Origin of the sequence: Pseudomonas sp. DWP3-1-3b3 (assembly GCF_049896305.1) — a bacterium.
In the GTDB taxonomy this organism is placed as follows: Bacteria; Pseudomonadota; Gammaproteobacteria; order Pseudomonadales; family Pseudomonadaceae; genus Aquipseudomonas; species Aquipseudomonas azotoformans_A.
In genome coordinates this window covers 85,649-108,693 of record NZ_JAFCUA010000009.1, presented here as the reverse complement: position 1 = coordinate 108,693, position 23,045 = coordinate 85,649, and the positions used below count along the sequence as shown (strand labels likewise).

General features: G+C 60.4%; 28 protein-coding genes. 11 read left to right on the top strand and 17 right to left on the bottom strand.

What is annotated here, in order from left to right; translation table 11 throughout:
- Positions 1 to 35: 35 nt before the first annotated feature.
- The 7 genes from ACP7BX_RS24520 to ACP7BX_RS24490 form a co-directional block, all read right to left on the bottom strand.
- Positions 36 to 557, bottom strand: a complete 522-nt coding sequence (locus tag ACP7BX_RS24520) for a hypothetical protein (RefSeq protein ID WP_426130956.1) — start codon at positions 555 to 557, stop codon at positions 36 to 38.
- 174 nt (positions 558 to 731) lie between these two features.
- Positions 732 to 1,181, bottom strand: coding sequence for a hypothetical protein (locus ACP7BX_RS24515; RefSeq protein ID WP_426130957.1), 450 nt, complete (start codon positions 1,179 to 1,181; stop codon positions 732 to 734).
- Between the two features lie 128 nt (positions 1,182 to 1,309).
- Positions 1,310 to 2,719, bottom strand: coding sequence for an MFS transporter (locus ACP7BX_RS24510; protein WP_426130959.1), 1,410 nt, complete (start codon positions 2,717 to 2,719; stop codon positions 1,310 to 1,312).
- An 8-nt stretch (positions 2,720 to 2,727) separates the two neighbouring features.
- On the bottom strand, positions 2,728 to 3,465 hold the full coding sequence (locus ACP7BX_RS24505) for an NAD-dependent epimerase/dehydratase family protein (RefSeq protein WP_426130961.1): 738 nt from the start codon (positions 3,463 to 3,465) through the stop codon (positions 2,728 to 2,730).
- Positions 3,466 to 3,480: 15 nt separating this feature from the next.
- Positions 3,481 to 4,113: a glutathione S-transferase family protein gene (locus ACP7BX_RS24500; RefSeq protein WP_426130963.1), complete on the bottom strand. Its 633-nt coding sequence runs from the start codon at positions 4,111 to 4,113 to the stop codon at positions 3,481 to 3,483.
- Positions 4,114 to 4,254: 141 nt separating this feature from the next.
- Complete coding sequence (locus tag ACP7BX_RS24495; protein WP_314535037.1) at positions 4,255 to 4,680, bottom strand: DUF6252 family protein; 426 nt, start codon at positions 4,678 to 4,680, stop codon at positions 4,255 to 4,257.
- 153 nt (positions 4,681 to 4,833) lie between these two features.
- Positions 4,834 to 5,865, bottom strand: coding sequence for a LacI family DNA-binding transcriptional regulator (locus ACP7BX_RS24490; protein ID WP_426130970.1), 1,032 nt, complete (start codon positions 5,863 to 5,865; stop codon positions 4,834 to 4,836).
- Positions 5,866 to 6,077: 212 nt separating this feature from the next.
- On the opposite strand from ACP7BX_RS24490, the gene ACP7BX_RS24485 reads away from it, so the two are divergent.
- Positions 6,078 to 6,611, top strand: coding sequence for a gluconokinase (locus ACP7BX_RS24485; RefSeq protein ID WP_033896292.1), 534 nt, complete (start codon positions 6,078 to 6,080; stop codon positions 6,609 to 6,611).
- An 84-nt stretch (positions 6,612 to 6,695) separates the two neighbouring features.
- Positions 6,696 to 8,048, top strand: coding sequence for a GntP family permease (locus ACP7BX_RS24480; RefSeq protein ID WP_017738791.1), 1,353 nt, complete (start codon positions 6,696 to 6,698; stop codon positions 8,046 to 8,048).
- A 138-nt stretch (positions 8,049 to 8,186) separates the two neighbouring features.
- Here the strand turns inward: ACP7BX_RS24480 and alaC are convergent, their stop codons facing one another.
- The gene (gene alaC / locus ACP7BX_RS24475) at positions 8,187 to 9,398 is read right to left on the bottom strand and encodes an alanine transaminase (protein ID WP_105523944.1); all 1,212 of its coding nucleotides are present in this window, start codon (positions 9,396 to 9,398) and stop codon (positions 8,187 to 8,189) included.
- 195 nt (positions 9,399 to 9,593) lie between these two features.
- Between alaC and ACP7BX_RS24470 the strand changes: the two genes are divergently transcribed.
- On the top strand, positions 9,594 to 10,076 hold the full coding sequence (locus ACP7BX_RS24470; protein ID WP_177004818.1) for a GyrI-like domain-containing protein: 483 nt from the start codon (positions 9,594 to 9,596) through the stop codon (positions 10,074 to 10,076).
- Positions 10,077 to 10,123: 47 nt separating this feature from the next.
- Here the strand turns inward: ACP7BX_RS24470 and ACP7BX_RS24465 are convergent, their stop codons facing one another.
- The 4 genes from ACP7BX_RS24465 to ACP7BX_RS24450 are packed head-to-tail and all read right to left on the bottom strand — an operon-like array spanning position 10,124 to position 12,784.
- Positions 10,124 to 10,729: a pyridoxamine 5'-phosphate oxidase family protein gene (locus tag ACP7BX_RS24465; protein WP_177111133.1), complete on the bottom strand. Its 606-nt coding sequence runs from the start codon at positions 10,727 to 10,729 to the stop codon at positions 10,124 to 10,126.
- Positions 10,730 to 10,767: 38 nt separating this feature from the next.
- A complete protein-coding gene (locus ACP7BX_RS24460; RefSeq protein ID WP_426131543.1) occupies positions 10,768 to 11,976 on the bottom strand; it encodes a type II toxin-antitoxin system HipA family toxin in 1,209 nt (402 codons plus the stop codon).
- On the bottom strand, positions 11,969 to 12,223 hold the full coding sequence (locus ACP7BX_RS24455) for a helix-turn-helix domain-containing protein (RefSeq protein WP_016978315.1): 255 nt from the start codon (positions 12,221 to 12,223) through the stop codon (positions 11,969 to 11,971). The genes ACP7BX_RS24460 and ACP7BX_RS24455 overlap by 8 nt, the downstream gene beginning before the upstream one ends.
- Positions 12,224 to 12,271: 48 nt before the next feature.
- Complete coding sequence (locus tag ACP7BX_RS24450) at positions 12,272 to 12,784, bottom strand: GNAT family N-acetyltransferase (RefSeq protein WP_426131545.1); 513 nt, start codon at positions 12,782 to 12,784, stop codon at positions 12,272 to 12,274.
- A gap of 149 nt (positions 12,785 to 12,933) precedes the next feature.
- On the opposite strand from ACP7BX_RS24450, the gene ACP7BX_RS24445 reads away from it, so the two are divergent.
- The 4 genes from ACP7BX_RS24445 to ACP7BX_RS24430 are packed head-to-tail and all read left to right on the top strand — an operon-like array spanning position 12,934 to position 15,456.
- Positions 12,934 to 13,353, top strand: a complete 420-nt coding sequence (locus tag ACP7BX_RS24445; protein WP_426131547.1) for a YybH family protein — start codon at positions 12,934 to 12,936, stop codon at positions 13,351 to 13,353.
- Positions 13,354 to 13,395: 42 nt separating this feature from the next.
- Positions 13,396 to 13,740 carry a YciI family protein gene (locus ACP7BX_RS24440; protein ID WP_061449320.1) on the top strand — a complete coding sequence of 115 codons (345 nt, stop codon included), beginning with the start codon at positions 13,396 to 13,398 and terminating at the stop codon, positions 13,738 to 13,740.
- Positions 13,741 to 13,774: 34 nt separating this feature from the next.
- Positions 13,775 to 14,251: an SRPBCC family protein gene (locus ACP7BX_RS24435; protein WP_426131549.1), complete on the top strand. Its 477-nt coding sequence runs from the start codon at positions 13,775 to 13,777 to the stop codon at positions 14,249 to 14,251.
- Complete coding sequence (locus ACP7BX_RS24430) at positions 14,248 to 15,456, top strand: RNA polymerase sigma factor (RefSeq protein WP_426131551.1); 1,209 nt, start codon at positions 14,248 to 14,250, stop codon at positions 15,454 to 15,456. The genes ACP7BX_RS24435 and ACP7BX_RS24430 overlap by 4 nt, the downstream gene beginning before the upstream one ends.
- A 1-nt stretch (position 15,457) precedes the next feature.
- On the opposite strand, the gene ACP7BX_RS24425 is transcribed toward ACP7BX_RS24430, so the two are convergent.
- Positions 15,458 to 16,183, bottom strand: coding sequence for an SDR family oxidoreductase (locus tag ACP7BX_RS24425; RefSeq protein WP_426131553.1), 726 nt, complete (start codon positions 16,181 to 16,183; stop codon positions 15,458 to 15,460).
- A gap of 111 nt (positions 16,184 to 16,294) precedes the next feature.
- On the opposite strand from ACP7BX_RS24425, the gene ACP7BX_RS24420 reads away from it, so the two are divergent.
- Positions 16,295 to 17,137: a LysR family transcriptional regulator gene (locus tag ACP7BX_RS24420; RefSeq protein ID WP_038850601.1), complete on the top strand. Its 843-nt coding sequence runs from the start codon at positions 16,295 to 16,297 to the stop codon at positions 17,135 to 17,137.
- A gap of 10 nt (positions 17,138 to 17,147) precedes the next feature.
- On the opposite strand, the gene ACP7BX_RS24415 is transcribed toward ACP7BX_RS24420, so the two are convergent.
- Complete coding sequence (locus ACP7BX_RS24415) at positions 17,148 to 18,002, bottom strand: LysR family transcriptional regulator (RefSeq protein ID WP_269131812.1); 855 nt, start codon at positions 18,000 to 18,002, stop codon at positions 17,148 to 17,150.
- Positions 18,003 to 18,090: 88 nt separating this feature from the next.
- Between ACP7BX_RS24415 and ACP7BX_RS24410 the strand changes: the two genes are divergently transcribed.
- Positions 18,091 to 18,531 (top strand): multidrug/biocide efflux PACE transporter, encoded by a 441-nt coding sequence (locus ACP7BX_RS24410; protein ID WP_038850604.1) that lies wholly within the window; start codon positions 18,091 to 18,093, stop codon positions 18,529 to 18,531.
- Here ACP7BX_RS24410 and ACP7BX_RS24405 read toward each other — a convergent pair.
- The gene (locus ACP7BX_RS24405) at positions 18,518 to 19,423 is read right to left on the bottom strand and encodes a LysR family transcriptional regulator (protein WP_426131556.1); all 906 of its coding nucleotides are present in this window, start codon (positions 19,421 to 19,423) and stop codon (positions 18,518 to 18,520) included. The two genes, ACP7BX_RS24410 and ACP7BX_RS24405, sit on opposite strands and share 14 nt — an antisense overlap.
- A gap of 50 nt (positions 19,424 to 19,473) precedes the next feature.
- Positions 19,474 to 20,232, bottom strand: a complete 759-nt coding sequence (locus ACP7BX_RS24400) for an SDR family NAD(P)-dependent oxidoreductase (RefSeq protein WP_426131558.1) — start codon at positions 20,230 to 20,232, stop codon at positions 19,474 to 19,476.
- A gap of 106 nt (positions 20,233 to 20,338) precedes the next feature.
- On the opposite strand from ACP7BX_RS24400, the gene ACP7BX_RS24395 reads away from it, so the two are divergent.
- The gene (locus ACP7BX_RS24395; RefSeq protein ID WP_426131560.1) at positions 20,339 to 21,235 is read left to right on the top strand and encodes a LysR family transcriptional regulator; all 897 of its coding nucleotides are present in this window, start codon (positions 20,339 to 20,341) and stop codon (positions 21,233 to 21,235) included.
- On the opposite strand, the gene ACP7BX_RS24390 is transcribed toward ACP7BX_RS24395, so the two are convergent.
- Positions 21,232 to 22,149, bottom strand: a complete 918-nt coding sequence (locus tag ACP7BX_RS24390) for a LysR family transcriptional regulator (protein ID WP_426131562.1) — start codon at positions 22,147 to 22,149, stop codon at positions 21,232 to 21,234. The genes ACP7BX_RS24395 and ACP7BX_RS24390 overlap by 4 nt on opposite strands.
- Before the next feature lie 120 nt (positions 22,150 to 22,269).
- On the opposite strand from ACP7BX_RS24390, the gene ACP7BX_RS24385 reads away from it, so the two are divergent.
- Positions 22,270 to 23,028, top strand: coding sequence for a 5-oxoprolinase subunit PxpA (locus ACP7BX_RS24385; protein ID WP_426131564.1), 759 nt, complete (start codon positions 22,270 to 22,272; stop codon positions 23,026 to 23,028).
- The last annotated feature ends 17 nt before the right edge of the window (positions 23,029 to 23,045 follow it).

The window sequence follows — 23,045 nt, the reverse complement described above, 5'->3', positions numbered from 1 at the left end:
TATCGCAGGCAAGCCAGCTCCCACACAAGTGCGGCTTAGATCGCCGCCAGGGTCTCTTTCACTGCCTGCGCCTGCGGGTCAACGGTCTTTGCCGCTACCTGCTGCTCTTGCTGCTGCTTCAGGCGTTCGGCCACTTGCTTGGAAATCGCATCCTGCTTTTCCTGGGACATGTTCTGCACGTCCGCCTCAGTCAAACCCTGTTCCTTGAGCAACTGCTCACGGATGCGCTCGGCCGGGGATTTGCTCATGTAGTCAGTGAACTCAGAGCGTGCGGTGCTGGCGGTCGCACCGGTTTTTGGCACTTCGGGCGTCGCGGTGGGGGCAGTGACGGCCTCTGTGGAAGTCTGCAACTGCACGCGGGTCTTGGCGAAGGCCTCGTCGATGCGGTCGTTGACCTTGTCCAGTTCCTTCTGCGCGGCCGGCACGGTCACGCTTTGTTGCGCGGCTTGCAGGGCACCGCTGTACAGCGCGCTGGCAGCGGCGTTGGCGGGGTCCATGTCGGGCCGTTTGAGTTGTTGAACGGTCGACACGGCTAAGGTGTTGTTGTTAACCAGCATGATCGGTCACCTGGGGAAATGTTCGGTGCCACAGGTGGAGCAAATAGCGTGCCGGGTGTGAACGCTAGGGAATTTGGGGCCTGGCCAAGCTGCTATGGCAAGAGTTGTCCTGCTGCCGGCCATTTCTTGCCGGTTGCTGGCAGTTTGAAAGCCCCTGTAGGCCTGCTTATTATTTCAAAGGCCGATACCCACTAACTGCATCTCCCCTGCATTGACTTCCAACAACTCACCCCCTGTACCTGTGGCTCTCATGTAGAACCTCGCATGGACTTTTCCAGTGCTGGTATCGAATTCATAAAATGTAATTTCTCCGGACTCAGCTTGAAACCTGAGGGGTGTAGGGTCGGAGGTGTACTTCAAGTCGCAAGTGGCAGTCACCTGTCCGTCGGGGTTGCGGATGGGGTATTTGTCTCGGTTTCCTGTAATTCCAAGTGGGAGGTGGAACTCAAAGAAGACCACATTGGAGCCTTGCATCGTGGCGTCCAAAATATAGCGGAAGGCTGTTTTTCTTAATCTGATTTCATCGGCTCTGAATTCAAGAATCACATTGCCTCTGACGAGTTGTGCTGTGAACGTTCCGTTGGTGGGATTTTTGTCGTCGCGTTCAACTTGGGAATTTGTCATGACGTTATCCTGATGTGTTCGCTAAGGGGCTTCATAGAGCTGTCCTAGCCCTGCTCAAAATCTGATGCCTATAGCGACTTCAAGTCTACTGTCAGAAATAACAGTCACGACAAATGGCAGCGTTGCTGTCAGTGGGCGATGTTTTCCAACGCCAGGCTCCGCGTACGCGGCCCGAACCAACTGATGGTGATCATCACGATCAACATGCTGCTGGCAATGAACGCCAACACCCCCGGTGTGCCCAGGTGTTCGAGGATAAAGCCGATCAACAAGCTGCTGAACACCGTGGACAAACGGCTGAACGAGTAACAGAAGCCTACCGCCCGTGCGCGGATGTTGGTGGGGAACAATTCACTTTGGTACGAGTGATAACTGAAGCTCAGCCAAGCGTTGCAGAACGTGATCATCACCCCACAGATCACCAGCCCCACCGCCGTGGTTTGCAGGGCGAACAGGCTGCCGAAGACCATCGCGCCCAACGCCGACCCGACGATCTGCCATTTGTTTTCAAAGCGGTTGGCCACCTTCACGAACAGCAACGGCCCCAGCGGATAGGCGAGGGTGATGATGAAGGCGTAGAGCAGGCTGTGGGTCACGCTGACGCCCTGGCCCGACAGCAACGCAGGCAGCCAGTTACCAAAACCGAAGAAGCCGATGGCCTGGAACACATGAAACACAATCAGCATCAAGGCGCGGCGGCGGTAAGGCGGTTGCCAGATATCGGCAAAGCGGCCATCACCCTGCACGCTGACGGCTTCGGGCTCGGGCTCATCCAGTGGTCTGCCGTGATCTTTCTGACAGCGTGCTTCAAGGTTGTCCATGATCACACCGGCTTCTTCGAAACGTCCCTTTTGCGCAAGCCAGCGCGGTGACTCCGGCAAGCGCTTGCGCAGTTGCCAGATAAACAGCGCAAACACGGCGCTCGACAACACCACCCAACGCCAGCCGGACACGCCGAACGGCGCTTGCGGCACCAACCACCACGACATCAACGCCACCGCCGGCACGGACAGGAACTGGATAAAAAACGCAAAGGCAAACGCCGAACTGCGCATGCGCTTGGGCACCAGTTCCGAGAGGTAGGCATCGATGGTCACCAGCTCGATGCCCAGGCCAATGCCGACCAGGAAGCGCATGCCGATGATGCCCACGGCGGAGGTCTGGATGCCCATCAATACCGTGGCGACGGTGTACCAGATCAACGCAAAGGTGAAGATCGCCCGCCGCCCGAAACGGTCGGCGATAGGGCTGAGCAGGCTGGCGCCGAGGAACAGGCCGAGGAAGGTTGCCGAGGCAAAGGTGGCCTGGTCCGAGAAACCGAATACGCCTTCGCTGCCGGTGTGGAAGATTCCGTCACTGATCAGGCCGGGGCTGATGTAGGCGGTCTGGAACAGGTCGTATAGCTCGAAAAAGCCGCCGATGGACAGCAACGCCACCAGGCGCCAGACCGTGGCGACGGCAGGCAGGCGATCGATGCGTGCGCTGATATGGGCGGCGCGGATCGGATCGATGCCGTCGGTGCTAGAGAGTGCGGGCATGGGGAAACTCAATAAGTGATCGGAATCTCGAATGTCTGAAACGCATCATCCTGGGGATGGTAACCCAGCACCCGCGTGGTTTCGCTCAAGTCCAGGCGCTTGAAGCGGTTGTTGGAAATGCCATGGGCGATCAGGTGCTTCACGCCCTCGGCTTCCACCGAGCGTTGCAGCAACTGCACCGCATCGCGCGGGCTGAGCCAGGCGCTGAGGTCGCGGGCGTTGTTGAGGTCGTGGGTTTCGGGGAACTCGAAGGCGCCGATGCGCAGGGCAATGGTCGACAACGGGGTTTTCGCGGCGTAGTAGCCACACAGCGCCTCGCCGTAGCATTTGCTCACACCGTAAAGGTTGGCGGGCATGACCGGCATGCCGGGCGTGATCTGGCGGTCTACCGGGTAGCCTTCGATGGTTTGCGCGCTGCTGGCGAATACCAGGCGCTTTACACCGGCCGTCACGGCCGCTTCGAACAGGTAGGTGGTGGCGAGGATGTTATTGGGCAGCAATTCATCGAACGACGCGCTGGCGTGGGGGATGCCCGACAGGTGCACGATCACGTCGATGCCGTCGAACAAGGCCGCCAGGCTGGATTTGTCGCTGAGATCGGCGTGCACGAAGCGGTGCTCGCCCAAGTCGAAATCCGGCGCGATGCGGTCGGTGAGGGTAAAGCGGTAACGGTCTTTGGATGCGTCGAAAAACGTCTTGCCGATTCTGCCGCAGGCGCCGGTGAGCAGTACGTTGAGTCCTTTCACGCTGTAGTCCTTGTTTTAGTTATGGCCGTCGAGGGCAAAGGTTTTGAAGCCGGGGCGCTGGCTGAGGCGCTGGTAATACGCCTCCACCGCCGGGTAGGGCGGATGCTCCAGCGGCGCGTTGCGCCAGCGGTGTACCGAGAGGCCGACGAGGATGTCGGCCAGGGTGAATTCATCGCCGGTGACGTAGGCGCCGGTCTTGATCAGCTGTTGTTCGAGCAGGCCCATCTTGTCGTTCCAGGCCTGCACGCCGGCCTGGAGGCGCTGCGGGTCCTGGTAGTCCGGGTTCTGGCGCACCAGCGCATGGAACGCGTAGCCCCAGGACGGGTTGAGTTCGGTGGCTTGCCAGTCCATCCATTGCTCGACCCGGGCCCGTGGCGCGGGCTCGGCGGGGAGCAGGTCGTGGCGTTGGTAGAGGCTGACCAGGTAACGGCAGATGGTGTTGGATTCCCACAACACACCGTGGTCGTCGATCAGCACCGGCACCTGGGCGTTGGGGTTCAGGGCGAGGAATTCCGGGGATTGGGTGGGGGTGTAGCCGATACCCCAGTCTTCACGCTGGTAGTCGATGCCGAGTTCCTGGCAGGTCCAGAGCACTTTGCGCACGTTGATGGAGGACGTGCGCCCCAAGATTTTCAGTGAGTGTCCCATGGTGCTTCCCTGGCGGTGACAAGGGACTCAATTTAGCAGGGACATGGGGGCGGTGCGAGACCGTTGTCAGGCATAGGTGGCAAGAGCGCTTTTAGAGGACACAGTGCTCTTGCCACTTTAAGAACATGCACTTTATTAATTTCAAAGGCTGGTGAGCGTAACGACCCCATTCGTAACGTTTACTGCCGGCCCATCTGGCCTGCCAGTTGCTTCGAACTCAAATGTCCCGTCAATTTGTGTCTTGGCGAAATCAACACTATTCAAGTTGAAGGTTCCGGTTTCGGCATAGTGGTTATATTGACCATCTGAGTAAGTGTGGAAAATGTAGGCGCCCACATCTTCGTCGCCACCTGGGGCACCTATGGAGTAAGTGCCAGGGACGATATCTTTATTTACGTAAATCAATACTGCGCGGTCACTTGATTCGCTGGTTGCGAGAATCAGGTATTGGTTGCCCGTATCTAGAAAATTCACTTTATGAGAAGTAAATGGCAAGGGTGTGATGGATACAGTACAGCCGACAACCCCTTTGGCGAGTAGCGATGGAGTGGATGTTTTAGAGGGCATGGCAGGGTCCTTTTCGGTGAGATTCAAGCGTCAGACGTCATCGTCGACGCTTCACTTATAAGGCGCTCATGCGCGGGTGCCTACTGTCAACGTTGACAGGTAGATAGACGCGGATCTGCTCTGCCTTGGCTCAGAACGCAGGCAGCAACCCTCTTACGTACTCTCCCGCACCTGCAACTCAAACCCCATGTCCACCACCGGCTTGGCGATCTTGTTACCCGCCATGATCGTCAACAGATGCTCCGCCGCACGCCGCCCAATCGCTTCACGCGGGGTGCTGATGCTGCTCAGGCGCGGCACCATGAAGGACGAGGCGGGCAGGTCGTTGAAACCCAGCACGGCCACACGTTCCGGCACTTTGATGTCATGGCGCATGGCTTCCAGCAAGGCGCCCTGGGCCAGGTCGTCGTTGCCGAAGAAGATGGCGTCCACGTCGGGATGGGCGGCCAGCAGTTGCAGGAACAGTTCGCCGCCCAGGCCCACGGAGGAGGGGCGCGGCGTCAGCAGTTCCAGTGCCGGGTCATACAGCCCAGCCTGTTGCAGGGCCCGGCGGAATCCTTCGCCGCGCAGCAACGTGCGTTGGTCCAGTTGCGCGCCTATATACGCCAGGCGTTTGTAACCACGGGCCAACAGATGCGCCGCCGCCGTTTCGCCCGCACTCAGTTGCGAGAAACCGACGCAGTTCACCCCGGCGTTCGGGTCCAAATCCATCATATAGACGCAGGGCACATTGCTGGCCTCGACCATCCGTCGGGCGCTTTCGGTGCGATCAAACCCGGTCAGCAGCAAACCCCGTGGCTGGTAGGCCATGTAGTTGCGCAGCAGGTTTTCTTCTTCATCGCGGGAATAGTGGGAGTTGCCAATCAGCACTTCGAAGCCCTTGGGCCGCAGCACCTGGTGGATGGCTTCGAGGGTTTCGATAAACAGCAGGTTGGACAGCGATGGCACCAGCACCACCACCGAATGGCTCTGCGCCGAGGCCAGGGCGCGGGCGGCGGGGTTGACCACGTAGTTGAGTTCGGCGGCCGCCTGCTGCACTTTTTCCACCAGTTCGGTGGCCACGGTGCTGATGCCACGCAGGGCGCGGGACGCGGTAATCGGGCTGACGCCAGCCAGGCGGGCAACTTCGTTAAGGGTCGGGCGACCCGTGGTGCGCAATTTTTTATCGTTCTTGGAGGTCATCAGGCGGCTTGCCAAACAAAAATCGAGGCACTAAGGTAGCGCTGTCTCCAAAAGGCTGCAAATTCTTGAACTTTGGGTTGCCTGATCCGGTTCAAATGATTGGAGCGGATGCACGCGTCACTCCATAAAAATGACAAGACGGCGCGGGAAAAGCCTGTTTTTGCACTAGCCTTACAGCGTGCAAAGGTAGCGCTATCTGCGTCCTGAGGTGTTTCATGAGTCAACCTGTTACCGCCCTGGTCATCATGGGTGTTTCCGGCTGTGGCAAGTCCAGCGTCAGCGAGGCCCTGTGCCGCCTGAACGGTGCCACCGCCATTGAAGGCGACAGCTTTCACCCCGCCGCCAACATCGAAAAGATGAGCGCCGGCCACCCCCTCAACGACGACGACCGCGCCGGCTGGCTCGACATCCTCTGCGATGAACTGCGCCGTTCGCTCAAAGCGGGCGAGCATCCCGTGCTCACCTGTTCCGCCCTGAAAAAGAAATACCGCGACCACCTGCGCGAAGCCGCGCCGGGCCTGGGTTTTGTCTTTTTGGAGCTGACCCGCGCCGTGGCCGCCGACCGCGTGTCCCATCGCCCTGGGCATTTCATGCCGGCCAGCCTCATCGACAGCCAGTTCGCCACCCTTGAATCGCCCAAAGGCGAACCGCTGACCCTGGCCCTCAACGCCAGTGAAGACAGCGTCGAGGAACTGGCCGAGCAGACCAACGCCTGGTGGCTGCAACACGGCTTTGAACCTACTCATTAATTTTTTGCCGGAAAAGATAGCGCTATCCCCGGCAGGAAATTCAACACCCGCTTTAATAACAACAACAAACAGGAGAGACCCCCCATGTTTGGCATGTCCCACGAGTCCTACCTGCTGCTCGATGCAGTGGTCACAATCATTGGGTTGATCGTTCTGATCACCAAGTTCAAGGTGCACCCGTTCATTGCGCTGATCATCGCGGCCGGCTTCCTCGGCCTGACCTCGGGCATGCCCGTGGACAAGATCATCAAGGCGTTCCAGGACGGTTTCGGCGGGGTGCTCGGCTTTGTCGGCATCATCCTTGCGCTGGGCACGATGCTCGGCAAGATGATGGCCGAATCCGGCGGTGCCGATCAGATCGCCCAGACCCTGATCCGTGCCTTCGGCAAAGAGAAAGTCCAGTGGGCCATGATGTTCGCCGCGTTCCTGGTGGGCATCCCGCTGTTCTTCGAGATCGGCTTTGTGCTGCTGATCCCGCTGGTGTTTATCGTGGCACGTCGTACCGGCGTGTCGCTGATCAAGATCGGCATCCCGCTGCTCGCCGGCCTCTCGGCGGTACACGGCCTGGTGCCACCGCATCCCGGCCCGCTGCTGGCCATCGGCGTGTTTGGCGCGGACATCGGCAAGACCATCCTCTACGGCCTGATCGTCGCACTGCCGACCGCCATCATCGCCGGCCCGATCTTCGGTACGTTCATCGCCAAGTACATCCCGGGCAACCCGTCCCAGGAACTGGTCGATCAACTGGCCCGCGAGTCGGAACACAAAAACCTGCCGAGCTTCAGCATCACCCTGATTACCGTGCTGTTGCCGGTGTTCCTGATGCTGCTCAAAACCTTCGCCGATATCGGCTTGCCGGACGGCCACATCGTGCGCAACTGGATGGACATGATCGGTCACCCGATCTCCGCCCTGTTGCTGGCGTTGCTGCTGTCGCTGTACACCTTTGGCCATCGCCAGGGCATTCACTCCAAACAGATCCTCAAACTGCTCGACGCCAGCCTGGCGCCGACCGCCGCGATCATCCTGATCATCGGTGCCGGCGGTGGCTTCAAGCAGATGCTGGTGACCAGCGGCGTGGGCGACGTGATCGGCCATATGGCGGTGAACGCGCAGATCAACCCGATCCTGCTGGCGTGGCTGGTGGCGGCGGTGATTCGCGTGGCAACCGGTTCGGCCACGGTGGCGACCATAACTGGCGCGGGCATTGTGGTGCCGGTGGTGGGGATGATTCCGGGGGTTAACCGTGAGCTGCTGGTGTTGGCGACGGGCGCGGGTTCGTTGATCCTGTCTCACGTCAACGATGCGGGGTTCTGGCTGGTGAAGCAGTACTTCAATATGACCGTGGCGGAGACGTTCAAGACGTGGACGGCGATGGAGACGATTCTGTCCGTCGTGGCGTTGATATTCATCATGTTGCTGTCGTTGGTGGTGTAACCGACACAGCAAAAGCCCATTTGGGAACCCAATCAAAATGTGGGAGCTGGCTTGCCTGCGATGGCGGTGGTGAATTCAACACCGCTATCGCAGGCAAGCCAGCTCCCACATTTATTGGGTTTTTACCGGTGGATTGGGTCAGGCCTTGGTGACCAGCCCATCCGCGCGGAACATCCCGCGAATCCCCCGCACCGCCTGCCGAATCCGGTCCTGGTTCTCGATCAGCGCAAAGCGCACATGGTCATCGCCATACTCACCAAAGCCAATCCCCGGCGACACACACACCTTGGCCTCCAGCAGCAGCTTCTTGGCAAATTCCAGCGAGCCCATGGCGGCATATTGCTCGGGAATCTTCGCCCACACGTACATCGACGCCTTCGGATTTTCCACCATCCAGCCCAACTCATGCAGGCCCTTGACCAGCACATTGCGGCGTTGGCGGTACTGTTCGGCGATGTCTTTCACGCACTGCTGATCGCCTTCCAATGCTGCAATGGCGGCGACTTGCAGCGGGGTGAAGGTGCCGTAGTCGTGGTAGCTCTTGATACGTGCCAGGGCGTTGACCAGTTCCGGGTTGCCCACCATGAAACCGATGCGCCAGCCCGCCATGTTGTAGCTCTTGGACAGGGTGAAAAACTCCACCGCAATGTCCTTGGCGCCCGGCACTTGCATGATCGACGGGGCTTTCCAGCCGTCGTAGACGATGTCGGCGTAGGCCAGGTCGTGGATCACCAGCACGTCGTATTGCTTGGCCAGGGCGATCACACGTTCGAAGAAGTCCAGTTCCACGCACTGCGCGGTGGGGTTGGACGGAAAGCCGAGGATCATCATCTTCGGCTTGGGGATCGAGCCGCGAATCGCCCGTTCCAGCTCCGCGAAGAAGTCCACGCCCGGCACCAGCGGCACCGAACGCACTTGCGCGCCAGCAATCACCGCGCCGTAGATGTGAATCGGGTAGCTCGGGTTGGGCACCAGTACGGTATCGCCCTGGTCCAGGGTAGCCAGCATCAAGTGCGCCAGGCCTTCCTTGGAACCGATGGTCACGATGGCTTCCGACTCGGGGTCGATGTCCACTGCATAGCGATCCTTGTACCAGCGCGAAATCGCCCGGCGCAGACGCGGAATGCCCTTGGACGTGGAATAACCGTGGGTGTCTTCACGCTGGGCCACTTGCACGAGTTTTTCAACAATGTGCGGCGGCGTGGCGCCGTCAGGGTTGCCCATGCTCAAGTCGATGATGTCTTCGCCGCGCCGACGCGCAGCCATCTTCAGCTCAGCCGTGATATTGAAAACGTAAGGGGGGAGTCGATCTATGCGCGCAAAGCGGCGCGGCGAACCTTGGTCGGCCATTGTTGCCTCGAAGTACGTAAGCGCCCGGAACCGTCCGAGCGACGTCGGCCACTGCGGTGGCCTGCGGGGCAGACAATACGGTCGATGATGGCCGGTTGTCCAGATGCGCAGGAAAATTTTCTGCATGGAGCCCAATGCGGATATGCCCCTATACTCGATGCGGGTTTGTTCCCTCATAAGAAGGAGACTGTTCGTATGGATCAGCAGACAAAACAACCGTTAGAGCCACGCATGGAAGCCGGTAAAGCCCTGGTGATCGCCGGGGTGCAAGGGCGTTATTCGAAGGCCACCGTGGGGGATATCCCCAAACTGTGGGAGTTGTTCGACACCTGCATCAAGGACATCAAGAAGCGTGTGGGCGGTGTGACCTATGGTGTTTGCCACAACCCCAAGCACGGCGAGTTCGACTACATGGCCGGTGTCGAAGTCCCGACCAAAGCCGATGTGCCAGGCAACTTCGAATGCATCGAAATCCCCCCGCTCAACTACGCCGTGTTCCCGCATTACGGGCCGGTGCAGGCGCTTGAGCAAACCTACGAGCGCATCATGTTCGAATGGCTGCCGCATTCGGGCTACAAGGTGATGGGCGCGGATTTCGAACGGTACAGCGCGGATTTTGATGCGCGCAAGGGCACCGGGACGGTGGAGATCTGGTTGCCGGTGGGCGAAAGAGGCTAAACACAGCCCCGTGACGAAGCCCGGCAAGCCGGGCTTCTGCAGGCGTATCAATACAGTGTGGCTTTGACCCGCTCAGGCATCTCCCGGTCATACGCTTCTGCGTCAAACTGCCCATCATTGAGCCGCTTGTGAAACTCCCCCGCTGACGGCAACGCCGAGCGGTCCAGGTGCTTCTCGGGGTTCCAGCAGTCCGAACGCACAAATGCCTTGGAACAGTGGAAATACGCAGCCTCCACCTGCACCAGAATCACCGATCGCGCCGGTTTGCCATTCACCGCAAAACTCTCCAGCAGTTCAGGCTCAATGGAAATCTGCGCCCGGCCATTAACGCGCAACGTCTCGCCAATCCCCGGAATGATGAACAGCAGCGCAATTCGCGGGTCCTGCACCAGATTACGCAAGGTATCCAAGCGGTTGTTCCCCGGCCGATCGGGAATTGCCAAGGTGCGCTCATCCACAATCCGCACGAACCCCGGCACATCCCCGCGTGGCGAACCGTCGATACCGTCGGGCCCGGACGAACTCACCACCACCAGCGGCGAAGCCCGCACCATCGCCTGGTAGTCCTCGTTGAGAAGCGGGATTTCCTTGCGCACGGCGCGCTCGTGGGGGACGCCATAGAGGGTTTCGAGTTGTTCGAGGGTTGTCAGCATGGAAGTCACCTTGTCCTTGGATGAAAGCAGGCGCGTGTTCAGCCGCCAAAGCTGTATTGATAACCCTGAGCAGATTGTCGAATGGCGTTTGCCACCTCAGGCGCTAACCGGCAGTAATCGTCTTCACGCTTGAGCGTTACTTCAAGGGTTTGGAGCAGCGCCTGGATGCGTGTTTCGGGATTCTCGACTTCGCAGGTTCTGGCAAATTCGAGAATGCCCAGGCGTGAGGCGAACAGCGATTTGTTTCCACTCAGATCCAACGCCAACGAGTCTTCGGGAATATAGGCAGTCGTGTTCACGATGTCGTAAGCGGGTGCCAAACGTGCGTCCGATTTCACTGGATCGCTGTAGAGCACCCCGAAGTTTTTCAGATGCGCATCGCCGTTACCTACGATGCAGCTCAGCGCTACGCTATCGAATAACTGATCGAGCGAACTGCGTTGATGTACCTGTGCGCAAAACACGCGGACGGCCTTTGCAATGGCGGCGTAACTCTTGGTGTACTTTTGTTCGGCGGACAGGCCCATCAGCGTGGTCATGTCCTCAAAACCCAGTGGGTTGAGGTGTTCATCCCGGTCAAAGCGTCGCATGATGAACAACTTATGATTTTTTGACAGGTAAAACGGTGGCACCGGCAGTCCTGCATCACGGGCAATGGACATGCAGAGGTATTCGTTGATGGCTAGCCCCGGAAACTCTTCGCGCCCGCTTTTGACAATCAGGTCGTTGGTTTTCGAGGTGAATTTCTGTTCGGGTGTTTGTGGTTTTTCCGGCACCAGCACCTTGGGCTGCACGCCAGAAATGCCTGCTCGCAGGATGTAGCGATCTACCAGTTCGACGAACAGATCTTCCACGCCGTCCCAGGCGAGAATTTCGTCGAGGTTTTCTCCGGTCGTGGGAGGGCTGTTGCGATGGATCAGCTCGTTTATTTGATCTGACGATACGAACACCCGGCCGATCGGTGCGCTGCTACCCGAGAGCGCCAAGAGCAGCATCGGGTCTACTTTGACGGTCTTGGCGAGGCGGTTGCGTAGTTGCTCGAGAACGTAGCCTTCCGGCAGATTCATCTGGAAAATCGGGTGAAGTTCTCGCCGACGGTATTCTTCTGCGCGGACTGGCATCGACAGGCTGACTGCGCTTTGCGCCAGCGTGTTCTCGCCGTAGCGAAACAGATAGTCGTTGGCACTCATCAAAACACTGCCGCTTTCGCCCTGGGGGGTATGAACGCGTAAGTGGGGGCTATTCATTGAACAAGTCCTCCAGTTCCTCCAGGGTCGGCATGGTGACAGGTACTAATTTGAATTCACTGCCTAGCGCGGCAACCACTCGCGCATAGGCACTCATCGACACCGAAAGGCTGCCTTTCTCGATTTCAATCAGTTTTTGCCGGGTAATCCCGGCCAACTTCGCCAAATCGGCCTGTTTATAGCCGCGATTGAGTCGCAGGGTGCGCAGTTGGGTGCCAAGTCGTTGAGTGATTACAGAAGTATCCATGTCACGTATTCATTACTTTGTCGGTCATAAGTTATGTATACGTTACATTTATGCCCTGTCAAGGTCGCCCTGACCAAAGGCCCACCTCAACCTCCGCTCATACCCAATCCGCCCCTTATACGCCTCTCCGCCATCCACCCACCCCGCCCCCAGATACAGCCTCATCGCCGCCACATTGTCCGCATCCACCGACAACTCCAGTCCCTTGATCTGCGGCCACGCTTGCAACGCCGCTGCGGGCAGCGCCTGCAGGCAGGCTTTGCCGAAGCCACGCCCTTGCTGATGCCGATCCACCTGCAACGCATGCAAGGTCGCGCTGTGTTCATCCGCCCAGTGGGGCAGACAAGGCGGGCGTTTGAGCAGCAGGAAGGCCACGGGCGTTTCGTCGGCGAGCAGGGCGAAGCCCTTGATGGCGTCAGGATGGGGATTGACCAGCAGGCTGTTCAGCGCACAGTAGATATCGCCGGAATACGCCAGTTGCTCGGGGTGCACTTGCAGGGTGTCGAGTTGCTGTTTCTGCGCAAGGCTCAACGTCTCATACAGGGCGAGGCGGGTTTCCATCGGGTGCGTATCCGAAATCCTACAAAGAGGCGTGGATTCTAGCGGGTTTGCCGGGGGCAAAATTATTTTTAAGCGGCTTGTCGATTGGCCGGTGGGCCATTCGACTAAGGGTGTCTTCCGTGATGTTTTCTACCCCGAGGAGTATCGCCATGAGCACGGCCATCAACACCCTGATCGACCAATGGAAACAAGCCGTCACCGCCAAGGATGTCGAGAAGATTGTCAGCTTTTACGCCGACGATATCGTCGCGTTCGACGCCGTTGGCGCCCTGCAATTCAAAGGCAAGGCCGCGTACCAGGCGCATTGGCAGGCCTGCATGGAATTCTGCCCTGGCCCCGGCGTTTTCGACTTTCATGAGCTGCATATCGTTGCCGGAGCAGACAGTGCCTTTGCCCACTGGTTGGCCCACTGCGGCGGCACCGGCCCGGACGGCGTACTCAAGACCTGCTGGATGCGGGTCAGCACCGGCTACCAGCGCATCGATGGTCAATGGAAAGTGGTGCATGAACACTGGTCCGCGCCGTTCGACATGGAAACCGGCGCTGGTCTGTTCGACCTGAAACCTTGACCCGCGCGATCTATAGTCAGTCGTCCGAAAACGGAGAAACCCATGAAATACCTCTGCCTGATCTACAGCAACGAACAGGTGCTGCACACCTCGCCCGACAGCCCGGCAGACCCGGAGTGCTTCGCCTACGCGCAGTCGGTTCAGGCCAGCGGCCGCATGCTGGCTGCCGAGCCGCTGGAGTCGGTGACCACCGCCACCACTGTGCGCATGCGCAATGGCAAGCTGTCGATCACTGACGGGCCGTTCGCCGAAACCAAGGAGCAGCTCGCCGGGTTCTACCTGATCGAGGCCCGTGATTTAAATGAGGCGATCCAAGTGGCCGGCGGCATTCCGGCCGCCCGGGTCGGCAGTGTGGAAGTGCGCCCTGTGCGTGAATTGAATCTCTGAATACAACAACCCTAAGACTCAAGAGGTTTACCCCATGTCTACGCAACCTGCCGAGTTTGAATTGTCCATCAGCCGCGTGATCGATGCACCGCGCAGCCGTGTGTTCCGTGCCTGGACCGAACCCGCCTTGCTCCAGCAATGGTGGGGACCCCATGGCATGACCACCCCCGAGTGCGAAATGAACCTGTGGGTTGGTGGCCTGTTTCGCACCTTGATGCGCGCGCCGGACGGCGCCGAATACCCGACCCAGGGTGTGTTTCTGGAAATCGATGCGCCCAATCGGCTGGTGTTTACCGACGCCTTCATGCCCGGCTGGATCCCTTCGGGCAAGCCGTTCATGAGCGCCGAAGTGACCTTCGAAGAGGTCGACGGCAAGACGCTTTACACCGCCCGCGCCATGCACTGGAGTGCCGAAGACAAGCAGGCCCACGAAGCCATGGGCTTTCATGACGGCTGGGGCCAGAGTCTGGATCGACTGGTCACCCTGGTGACCGAGGGCATGCGCGATTGACCCTGTCGGTCGAGGCCATTTACCGCGGCGAATCACGTCGAGTCCTCGCGACGCTGATTCGCTTGCTGGGCGATTTCGACCTGGCCGAAGAAGCCCTGCACGAAGCGTTTTTCGTGGCGGTGCAGCGTTGGCCGCTAGACGGAGTGCCGGACAATCCCCGCGCCTGGCTGGTGTCGACCGGGCGCTTCAAGGCCATCGACCGTCTGCGCCGCCAGGCGCGGTTCACCCCGTTGTTGCAGGCGCAGGCCGATACACTGGAAGCCGCTGACTGGAGCGATGAAGACGTGGAAGATGACCGCCTGCGCCTGATCTTCACCTGCTGCCATCCCGCGTTGGCGGCTGATGCCCAGGCGGCGTTGACCTTGCGCGAGATCTGCGACCTCACCACCGAAGAAATCGCCCGGGCGTACCTGGCCACGCCGGCCACCATTGCCCAGCGCATCGTGCGGGCCAAGGGCAAGATCCGCGAGGCGAAGATCCCTTACCAGGTGCCATCCCGCGACGAATTGCCCGAGCGCCTCGAGAGCGTATTACGGGTGATTTACCTGGTGTTCAACGAGGGCTATTCGGCGTCCATGGGGGCGGACCTGACCCGTGAGGATCTGACCCGTGAGGCCATTCGACTGGGCCGATTGTTGATGGAGTTGCTGCCTGAACCGGAAGTCATGGGCCTGCTGGCGTTGATGCTGCTGCACGAATCCCGCCGCCCGGCACGCACCTCGGCCAGTGGAGAGTTGGTGCTGCTGGATGAACAGGACCGCTTGCTGTGGGATGTGTCCTTGATCGACGAAGGCTGTGCACTGGTTGAGCATGCGCTAAGTAAACGGCGCTTCGGTCCCTATTGCCTGCAAGCCGCGATTGCAGCCGTGCACGCCGAAGCGCCCAGTGCGAGTGAAACCGACTGGCCGCAGATTGTCGGGCTCTACGATGTGTTGCTCAGGATGATGCCGTCAGCCGTGATCGAACTGAACCGCGCCGTAGCGCTGGCCATGCGCGATGGACCCTTGGCGGGATTGCAGCAGATAGAAGGGATTCTGGCCCGTGGCGAGTTGCTGGATTACCACCTGGCGCACTCGGCGTGCGGGGAGTTTTACCGGCAATTGGGCCGTGTCGAAGAGGCACGAGTCGCCTACGAACGGGCGCTGGCCTTGACCCAGCAAGCACCCGAACGCAGGTTTATCGACAAGCGTTTGGCCGAACTCTGAATCAAGGCTGCTGGCGGGTGGCGGCCAATACGATTTCGCGAATGCACACATGCTGCGGCTGCTGGTAGGCATAGGCAATCGCCGAGGCCACGTCATCGGCGCTGAGCACGGTGCCGCCCATGTCCTGTTTCCACGCCTGATAGCCGGACTTGATCGCTTCATCGGTGGTATGGCTGAGCAATTCGGTTTCCACCGCACCTGGGGCAATGGTGATGACGCGTACGTTGCTGGGCGACAATTCTTCGCGCAGGTTTTCCGAAATCCCATGCACGGCAAACTTGGTGCCGACGTATGCCACGTGATTCGGGAAGGTCTTGCGGCCCGCCACCGAGCTGACGTTGATGATAGTGCCGCCTTGGCGTGCAACCATGCTGCCGGCCACGGCGTGGATGCCGTTGAGCAGGCCTTTTACGTTCACATCCAGCATCTGTTCCCACTGCGCCGGGTCTTGCTCGCTGACGGCGCCCAGCAGCATGACGCCGGCATTGTTGATCAGTGCATCGGCCGGGCCGAACTGGGCTTCGGCTTCTTGCACGGCGGCGACCAGGGCGGCGCGATCGGTGATGTCGACACCACGGTTCAAGGTATTCGGCAGGCCCAGATCGTTAAGGCGATCAATGCGACGCGCCAGCAGCAACAACGGGTGGCCGGCGGCCGACAACAAGCGGGCAGTGGCTTCGCCGATACCGGAGCTGGCGCCGGTGATGATGATCAATGGCTTGCTCATGCATGAACTCCTGAGATAAGAAAAATCGATAACGGGATCGTGGGCGCAGTATATTTACCGTCGCCAAGGCTGAAAAATGCCTTATTTCTCTGTCAGTCATCGGATTAAGCTATGGATGTTCGTCACCTCAAGGCATTTCTTGCAGTCTTTGAAGAGCGCAATATCACTGCGGCAGCCCAGCGGTTATTTATCAGCCAGCCGACGTTGTCGGTGACGATCAAGCAGTTGGAAGACGAGCTGGGCGTGGCGTTGTTTGTGCGTCAGCCACGGGGTGTGGAAGTGAGTGCCGAGGCGCGTGTGCTGTACCCTCAGGCGCGACGCATGGTGGCCGAAGCCGAGGCGTTGAGCCGCCTGTTTCGCGGACGCGAAAATCGCATCGCCCTGGAACTGGGTGTGGAAGGCGATATTGCCGACAGCCAGATCGAAACCTTCCTGCGCATGGCGCACCAAGGCCTGCCGGGCTTGTTGCTGACTTTGCAGGAAGGCTGCGAAGGCGAAGGACGCCTGGCCGTGGAGGAAATGTGCTGTGAGGACGAATTGTTCCTGCCACTTTGGGAAGAGTCCTACGTGATGGTATTGCCTGCCGCGCACCCCATGGCGCAATCGGGCAAGGAACAGGCCTGGGCACCGATTGAAGACTGGATCACCTGCCCACAACACGATTCACACCAACGCTTGATGGCCTTGTACGGCCGGTCGCCGCAAGCGGTGGCCGGGCACGCCGGTTCGCTGACCCAGGCGTTGCATATGGTGGCGGCTGGTGTGGGCGTGGCGATGTTGCCGCTGTCGCTGGCGGTTGAGCGGGCCGGTGTGGTGATTCGGGAGTGGCATTTGCCGGCACCCACGCGTCGGGTCGGACTGTGTTTCGCCGCGCAAGCCCTGGAGCTGCCTGCGTTGCGTGCCTTGCACGAATACTTCCAGAACAACCGCCCGCCGCAACTGTCGGCCGCATAACCCTGTGGGGTTATTCGAGCATCTGGCTCATCATCCAGCTGCCAGCCGGCCCTGGTGGATGCTGCCGCGACCACAGCGCATCCACCGCCACCGAGCGGGGCCAACCCCGGACGTTGAGTTCAACCAGTCCGGCGTTGCCAAAACGCTCCACCAACCAACGCGGTAGCTCTGCCCAGCCAAAGCCGAGTTGCGCCATCTCCATCAACATCAAAAAACTCGGTGCCGACCACACACGGCCCGAGGGGCGCGTTTCGTTAGGGCTGATGATGCTCGCCAGGCGCAGTTCACGGTGTTGCTGCAAGGCTTGCGGGTCGATGTTCTCTACGCGGGTCAAGGCGTGGCCGGGTGCGACGAACAGCGCGATTTCCGTGCGTTCGGCCACGGGCGAACGGGTCAGGTCGGGAGGGTAAACCGCCTGGGCTTCGATCAAGGCAATCTGTGCGCGGCCGCTCTGCACCAGGGCGATCAGGTCTTCGCACTCGGCGATCAGCCATTCCAGTTCAAGGTCCGGGTAGCGTTGTTCGAACGCCTTGAGCGCAAGCTCAAAACGTTCCGACTGGTAGGTGTCTGACATGGCGATCGTCACCTTCGGCTCCAACCCCTGGGCCAACTGGCTCGCCGCCAACTCCAGACGGCTGCTCGCCTCCAGCACCTGCTCGGCGCGTTGCAGCAGCACATGCCCGGCGGGGGTCAGTGTCGGTTTGCGACTGCTGCGGTCGAACAGCACCACATCCAGGTCAATCTCCAGGCTCGCCACTGCCGCGCTGACAGTGGACTGGCTCTTGCCCAGCTTGCGCGCCGCCGCAGAAAACGAACCCTGGGTCGCGGCCTGGACAAACGCTTGCAGCACTTCGTGGGAGGCCATGACTATCGCCTTGATCGATGGTTATTAGTTATGAAGTATCGATTCAAAGGGTAATCATGGCAACCATCGTCACTCACGGAGAAGGGTCATGCACCCCACCAAGTCGATTACTGAACGTGTTTGCCAGGCCCTGGGGTTTGAAGGCCTGGCGTTGTTGATCTGTACACCGCTGCTGGTCTGGATCACCGGGCGGCCGGCCCTGGAAATGGGCGCGGTGACCCTGGGTTTGAGCCTTTTGGCGCTGACCTGGAATATCATTTTCAACAGCCTGTTCGACCGCCTCAAGGTGCGCCTGCAACTCTCGGGTGGTGGTTGGACGCGGGTGTTGCATGCGCTGATGTTCGAAGGCGGGCTGATCATCGTCGCGGTGCCGTTGATTGCGGCGTGGCTCAACATCAGCCTGATGCAGGCGTTTATGCTCGATATCGGCGTGCTGCTGTTCTTCCTGCCTTACACCTATGTGTATCACTGGGGGTATGACGTGATCCGGGAAAAAGTCGTACAGCAGCGCCTGCCTAGCCAAGCTTGAGCCCGGCGACAAAATCCAGGAACGCTCGCACCTTGGCGGCGGGCAAGTGCCGCGACGGGTAGTAGGCGTACAACGGAAAACGCTCGTCCGGCCAATCCGCAAACAACTCCACCAACCCGCCGGCCTTCAGCGCCGGCTCCAGCCCGAGGTCGAGCATCTGCGCCACCGCGTGCCCGTGTTCGCACACGCTGTACAAGGTGCTGGCATCGTTGACCACCAGGCGACCATTGGTGCGCACGATCAGCTTTTCGCCGGGACGGTGGAATTCCCAGGCAAACGGACGACCGGTTTGCGAGTCGCGAAAGTCCAGGCACATGTGCCCGGTTTCCAAGTCTTGCGGGACAGTGGGGCGACCGTACTGCTCAAGGTAGGCCGGGGAGGCCAGGGTCAGCACGCGCACTTCCATGAGCTTGCGGGCGATCAACGAGGAGGATTGCGGGATGCCGAAGCGAATCGCCAGGTCGAACCCGTCGGCCACCAGGTCACCGAGTTGGTCGCGGGTGTGCAGGTCCAGTTGCAGGTGCGGATAAAGGCGCATGAAGTCGCCGAGTACCGGGCCTAACACCAGCCGCGAGAAGTACGGGTCGATGTTCACCCGCAGGCGCCCGCGCACGGTCAATGCACTGTCGGCAGCGGCGTTGGCGGCGTCTTCGAGGCCGGCCAGCAGCGGGGCGATTTCCTGGTAGAAACGCCGCCCCTCGTCGGTCAATTGCACTGAACGGGTGGTGCGATCGAACAGGCGGATGCCCAGGCGTTTTTCCAGACGGGAAATCGCCCGGCTGACCCCCGACGGGGTCATGTCCAGGCTGTCGGCGGCGCGGGCGAAACTGCCGCTGTCGACCACGGCCGCCAATACGCCCATGCCGCCGGCCAAACCTGGATCAAAACTCATCGGTGATTGCCTGTCAGTGATCTGAAGGCATGGATGCTAGCGCAGAATGTTCAGAGAAACATGCCGCCCGAGGCCTCGATGCGCTGGCCGGTGATCCAGTTGCTGCCATCGGCCAGCAGCGTGGAAATCGCCCCGCCGATGTCGTCCGGCAAACCGGCGCGCCCCAGGGCCGTATTGTTGGCCACCATCGCATTCACATCCGGGTTGTCGCGCACCGCGCCGCCGCTGAAATCGGTGGCAATCGCGCCGGGAGCCAGGGTGTTCACGGTGATCCCGCGCGGGCCCAGTTCCTTGGCCTGGTAGCGCGACAGCACTTCCACGGCGCCTTTCATCGACGCATAGGCCGCATACCCCGGCAGACTGAACCGCGCCAGGCCGCTGGAGATATTGATGATGCGCCCGCCATCGCGGATCAGCGGCAGCAGTTTTTGCGTGAGGAAAAACGGTGCCTTGAAGTGGATCGCCACCAGTTGGTCGAACTGGGCTTCGGTGGTCTCGGCAAAACTGGCGTGGGCGCCGATGCCGGCGTTGTTGATCAGAAAGTTGAAGTGATCCTGTGCGAATACATCCTTGAGCAAGCAGCCGACTTCACCGACAAAACCATCGAAGCGGCCACTCTGGCTCACATCCAGTTGCAGCATGGCGGCGCGGCCACCCAGGGCCTGAACCTGTTCGACCACCGCTTGGGCTTCCGCTGCCGCGCTGTGGTAGGTGCCGATGATGTCAACGCCCTGTGCCGCCAGGTGCAACGCGGCGCTTTTGCCCAGGCCACGGCTGGCGCCGGTGATGAGTGCGATTTTACGGGTCATGGTGCGGTCCTCTCAGGTGATCAGTGGAGCTGAGTGTATTTATTCGCCCATAACGTGATAAACAGCGCTTTACCGGAATCACTGGCCGGATAAGGCGAACAATCCCATGAACAAGCTTGAGCTGCTGCGCACCTTTGTGCGCGTCACCGAACTGTCGAGTTTCACCCAGGCCGGCGAGAGCCTGGGCCTGCCGCGTTCTACCGTGTCGGAGCACGTGCAGGCGCTGGAGGAATTGCTTGGCGCGCGTTTGTTGCAACGCACCACGCGCAAGGTGCAGGCGACCCAGGATGGCCGTGTGCTGTATGAGCGCAGCAAGGATTTGCTGTCGCACATGGAAGAGTTGGAGGGGTTGTTTCGCCAGGATGAGGCGCAGCTGACCGGCCGGATTCGCGTGGACATGCCCAACGTGATGGCGCGCGGCATGATCCTGCCGCACTTGCCGCTGTTCATGGAGCGCCATCCGCTGATCCAGATGGAAATCAGCAGCTCGGACCGCCAGGTGGACCTGATCGCCGAAGGCTTCGACTGCGTGTTGCGGGTGGGCGCCCAGCCCGATCAAACCGTGGTGGCGCGCCGGGTGTGCAGCATGCCGATGGTCAACTGCGCGAGCCCGGCCTACCTGCAACGCTATGGCGTGCCGCAGACCCTGGCGGACTTGGCGGATCATCAATTGGTGCATTACGTACGGCCGTTGGGCGCACGTTCGTCCGGCTTCGAATATCAGGCGGGCGGCAAAGTGCAGCGGGTGCCGATGGCCGGGCGTGTCACCGTCAACAGCACCGATGCCTACCAGGCGGCGTGCCTGGGTGGCTTTGGCATTACCCAGGTGCCGCTGCTGGGGATTCGCACCTTGTTGGCCAGTGGAGAGCTGGTGGCAGTGTTGCCGGATTACCCGGCGCCGCCGCTGGACGTGTCATTGCTCTACGCCGGCCAGCGGCATTTGCCGTTGCGGGTGCGGGTGTTCATGGACTGGTTGGCGGCGACCCTGCAAGCCCACCTCTAACGCCGTGCCGACAACTGCTGCGGCGCCAGGAACGCGTCGTGGAAATAATCGCGCACCGCCTGCATTGCCGGGGTAAACGCGCGCTCGCGGTGCCAGGCCAGGCCCACGCTCATCGGCGTCACTGGGTCAGTGACCGTGAGCGTTTCGATGCGTTTGCCTTCCAGGGACCAGGGCCGGTGCACCAGGTCCGACAGGATCGCCACGCCGCTGCCATTGGCGACCATGCTGCGCACCGCCTCCACCGAACTGGTGCGCAGGCGCACCTTGGGCGTCTGCCCGGCCTGCTCCCAATAGCGCATGGCGCTGTGTTCGGCCTCGTCAACCGTGAGCAGGATATACGGCTCCTGGGCCACATCCGCCAGGCTCACGGCGCCACGTTCGCACAAGGGATGATGGCTGGGCAGCCACAGGCGGCGCTCTGAATTGAACAGGATTTCCGAGACGATATCCGGGTGGGTCAGGTTGGCAGTGAGTACCACCGCCATGTCGAACTGGCCGTCGAGCAAACCCTGTTCGATGGCCTGGCGTTCCTGTTCGAAGACTTCGATGGTCACGTCCGGGTGCCAGTGTTCCAGGCGTTGCAAGTGGTGCGGCAGGAAGTAACCGAGCACCGTGTAACTGGCGGCCAAGCGCAGCACGCCACGGGCGCGGTGGTCGGGCAGGGGGCTGTTCAGCGCGTCATCGACACTGCGCAGGATCACGTAGGCACGGTTGAGAAAATGCCGGCCCGCGTCGGTCAGGTTCATGCCCTGGGCCGATCGCACGAACAGCTGCACGCCGAGCATCGCCTCCAGCTCCTTGATCGCTGTGGTCACCGCCGATTGCGAGATATTCAGGTGAATGGCCGCCTGGGAAATCTGGCCGATTTCGGCGGTGGCGACGAAATAACGAATCTGGCGCAAGGTGAGGGACATCGGCCTCTCCAAAACATAGGGCTATCTGATTTTCAGAAGATGGGCCATCTGATAATAGATCTTCCCAAGGGGTCAAGCCGCAGCCTACTTTTCGTCCATCACTTAGGCGGAGCGACTCTGATGCAGGCAGTGGATTTCAACTCGGACATGGGCGAAGGCTTCGGCCCCTGGACCATCGGCGACGGCGTCGACGCGGAGCTGATGGCCTACATCAGCTCGGCCAACATCGCCACCGGCTTCCATGCCGGCGACCCCGGCACCATGCGCCGCACCGTCGAGCGCGCCAAGCAACTGGGCGTGGCCATCGGCGCGCATCCGGGCTTTCGGGACCTGGTCGGTTTTGGACGTCGCCACATCAACGCACCGGCCCAGGAGCTGGTGGACGATATGCTCTATCAGCTCGGCGCCCTGCGGGAAATCGCCCGCGCCCAAGGCGTGATCCTGCAACACATCAAGCCCCACGGCGCGCTGTACATGCACCTGGCCCGTGATGAAGAAGCGGCGCGGCTGCTGGTGCAGAACCTGCAAATCATCGAACCGACGCTGTTGTTGTACTGCATGCCCAACTCGGTGATCTGGCGCGTGGCCAAGGAGTTGGGGCAGCCGGTGGTGCGGGAGTTTTATGCCGACCGTGAGTACGATCTGACCGGCTCCATCGTGTTTACCCGCACTGTGCGAGCGCTGGATCCTGCGACGGTGGCAGCGCGTGTCCTGCGGGCCTGTCAGACCGGGCTGGTGCGAACCGTGGAAGGCGAAGACCTGTTTATCGAATTCGATTCCATCTGCCTGCACAGCGACACGCCGGGTGCGCTGGAGCTGGTAGAGGCGACCCGCGAAGCGTTGGACCAAGCGGGCATCACCGTCAAAACACCCCAATAAAAACGATCCCTCAATTT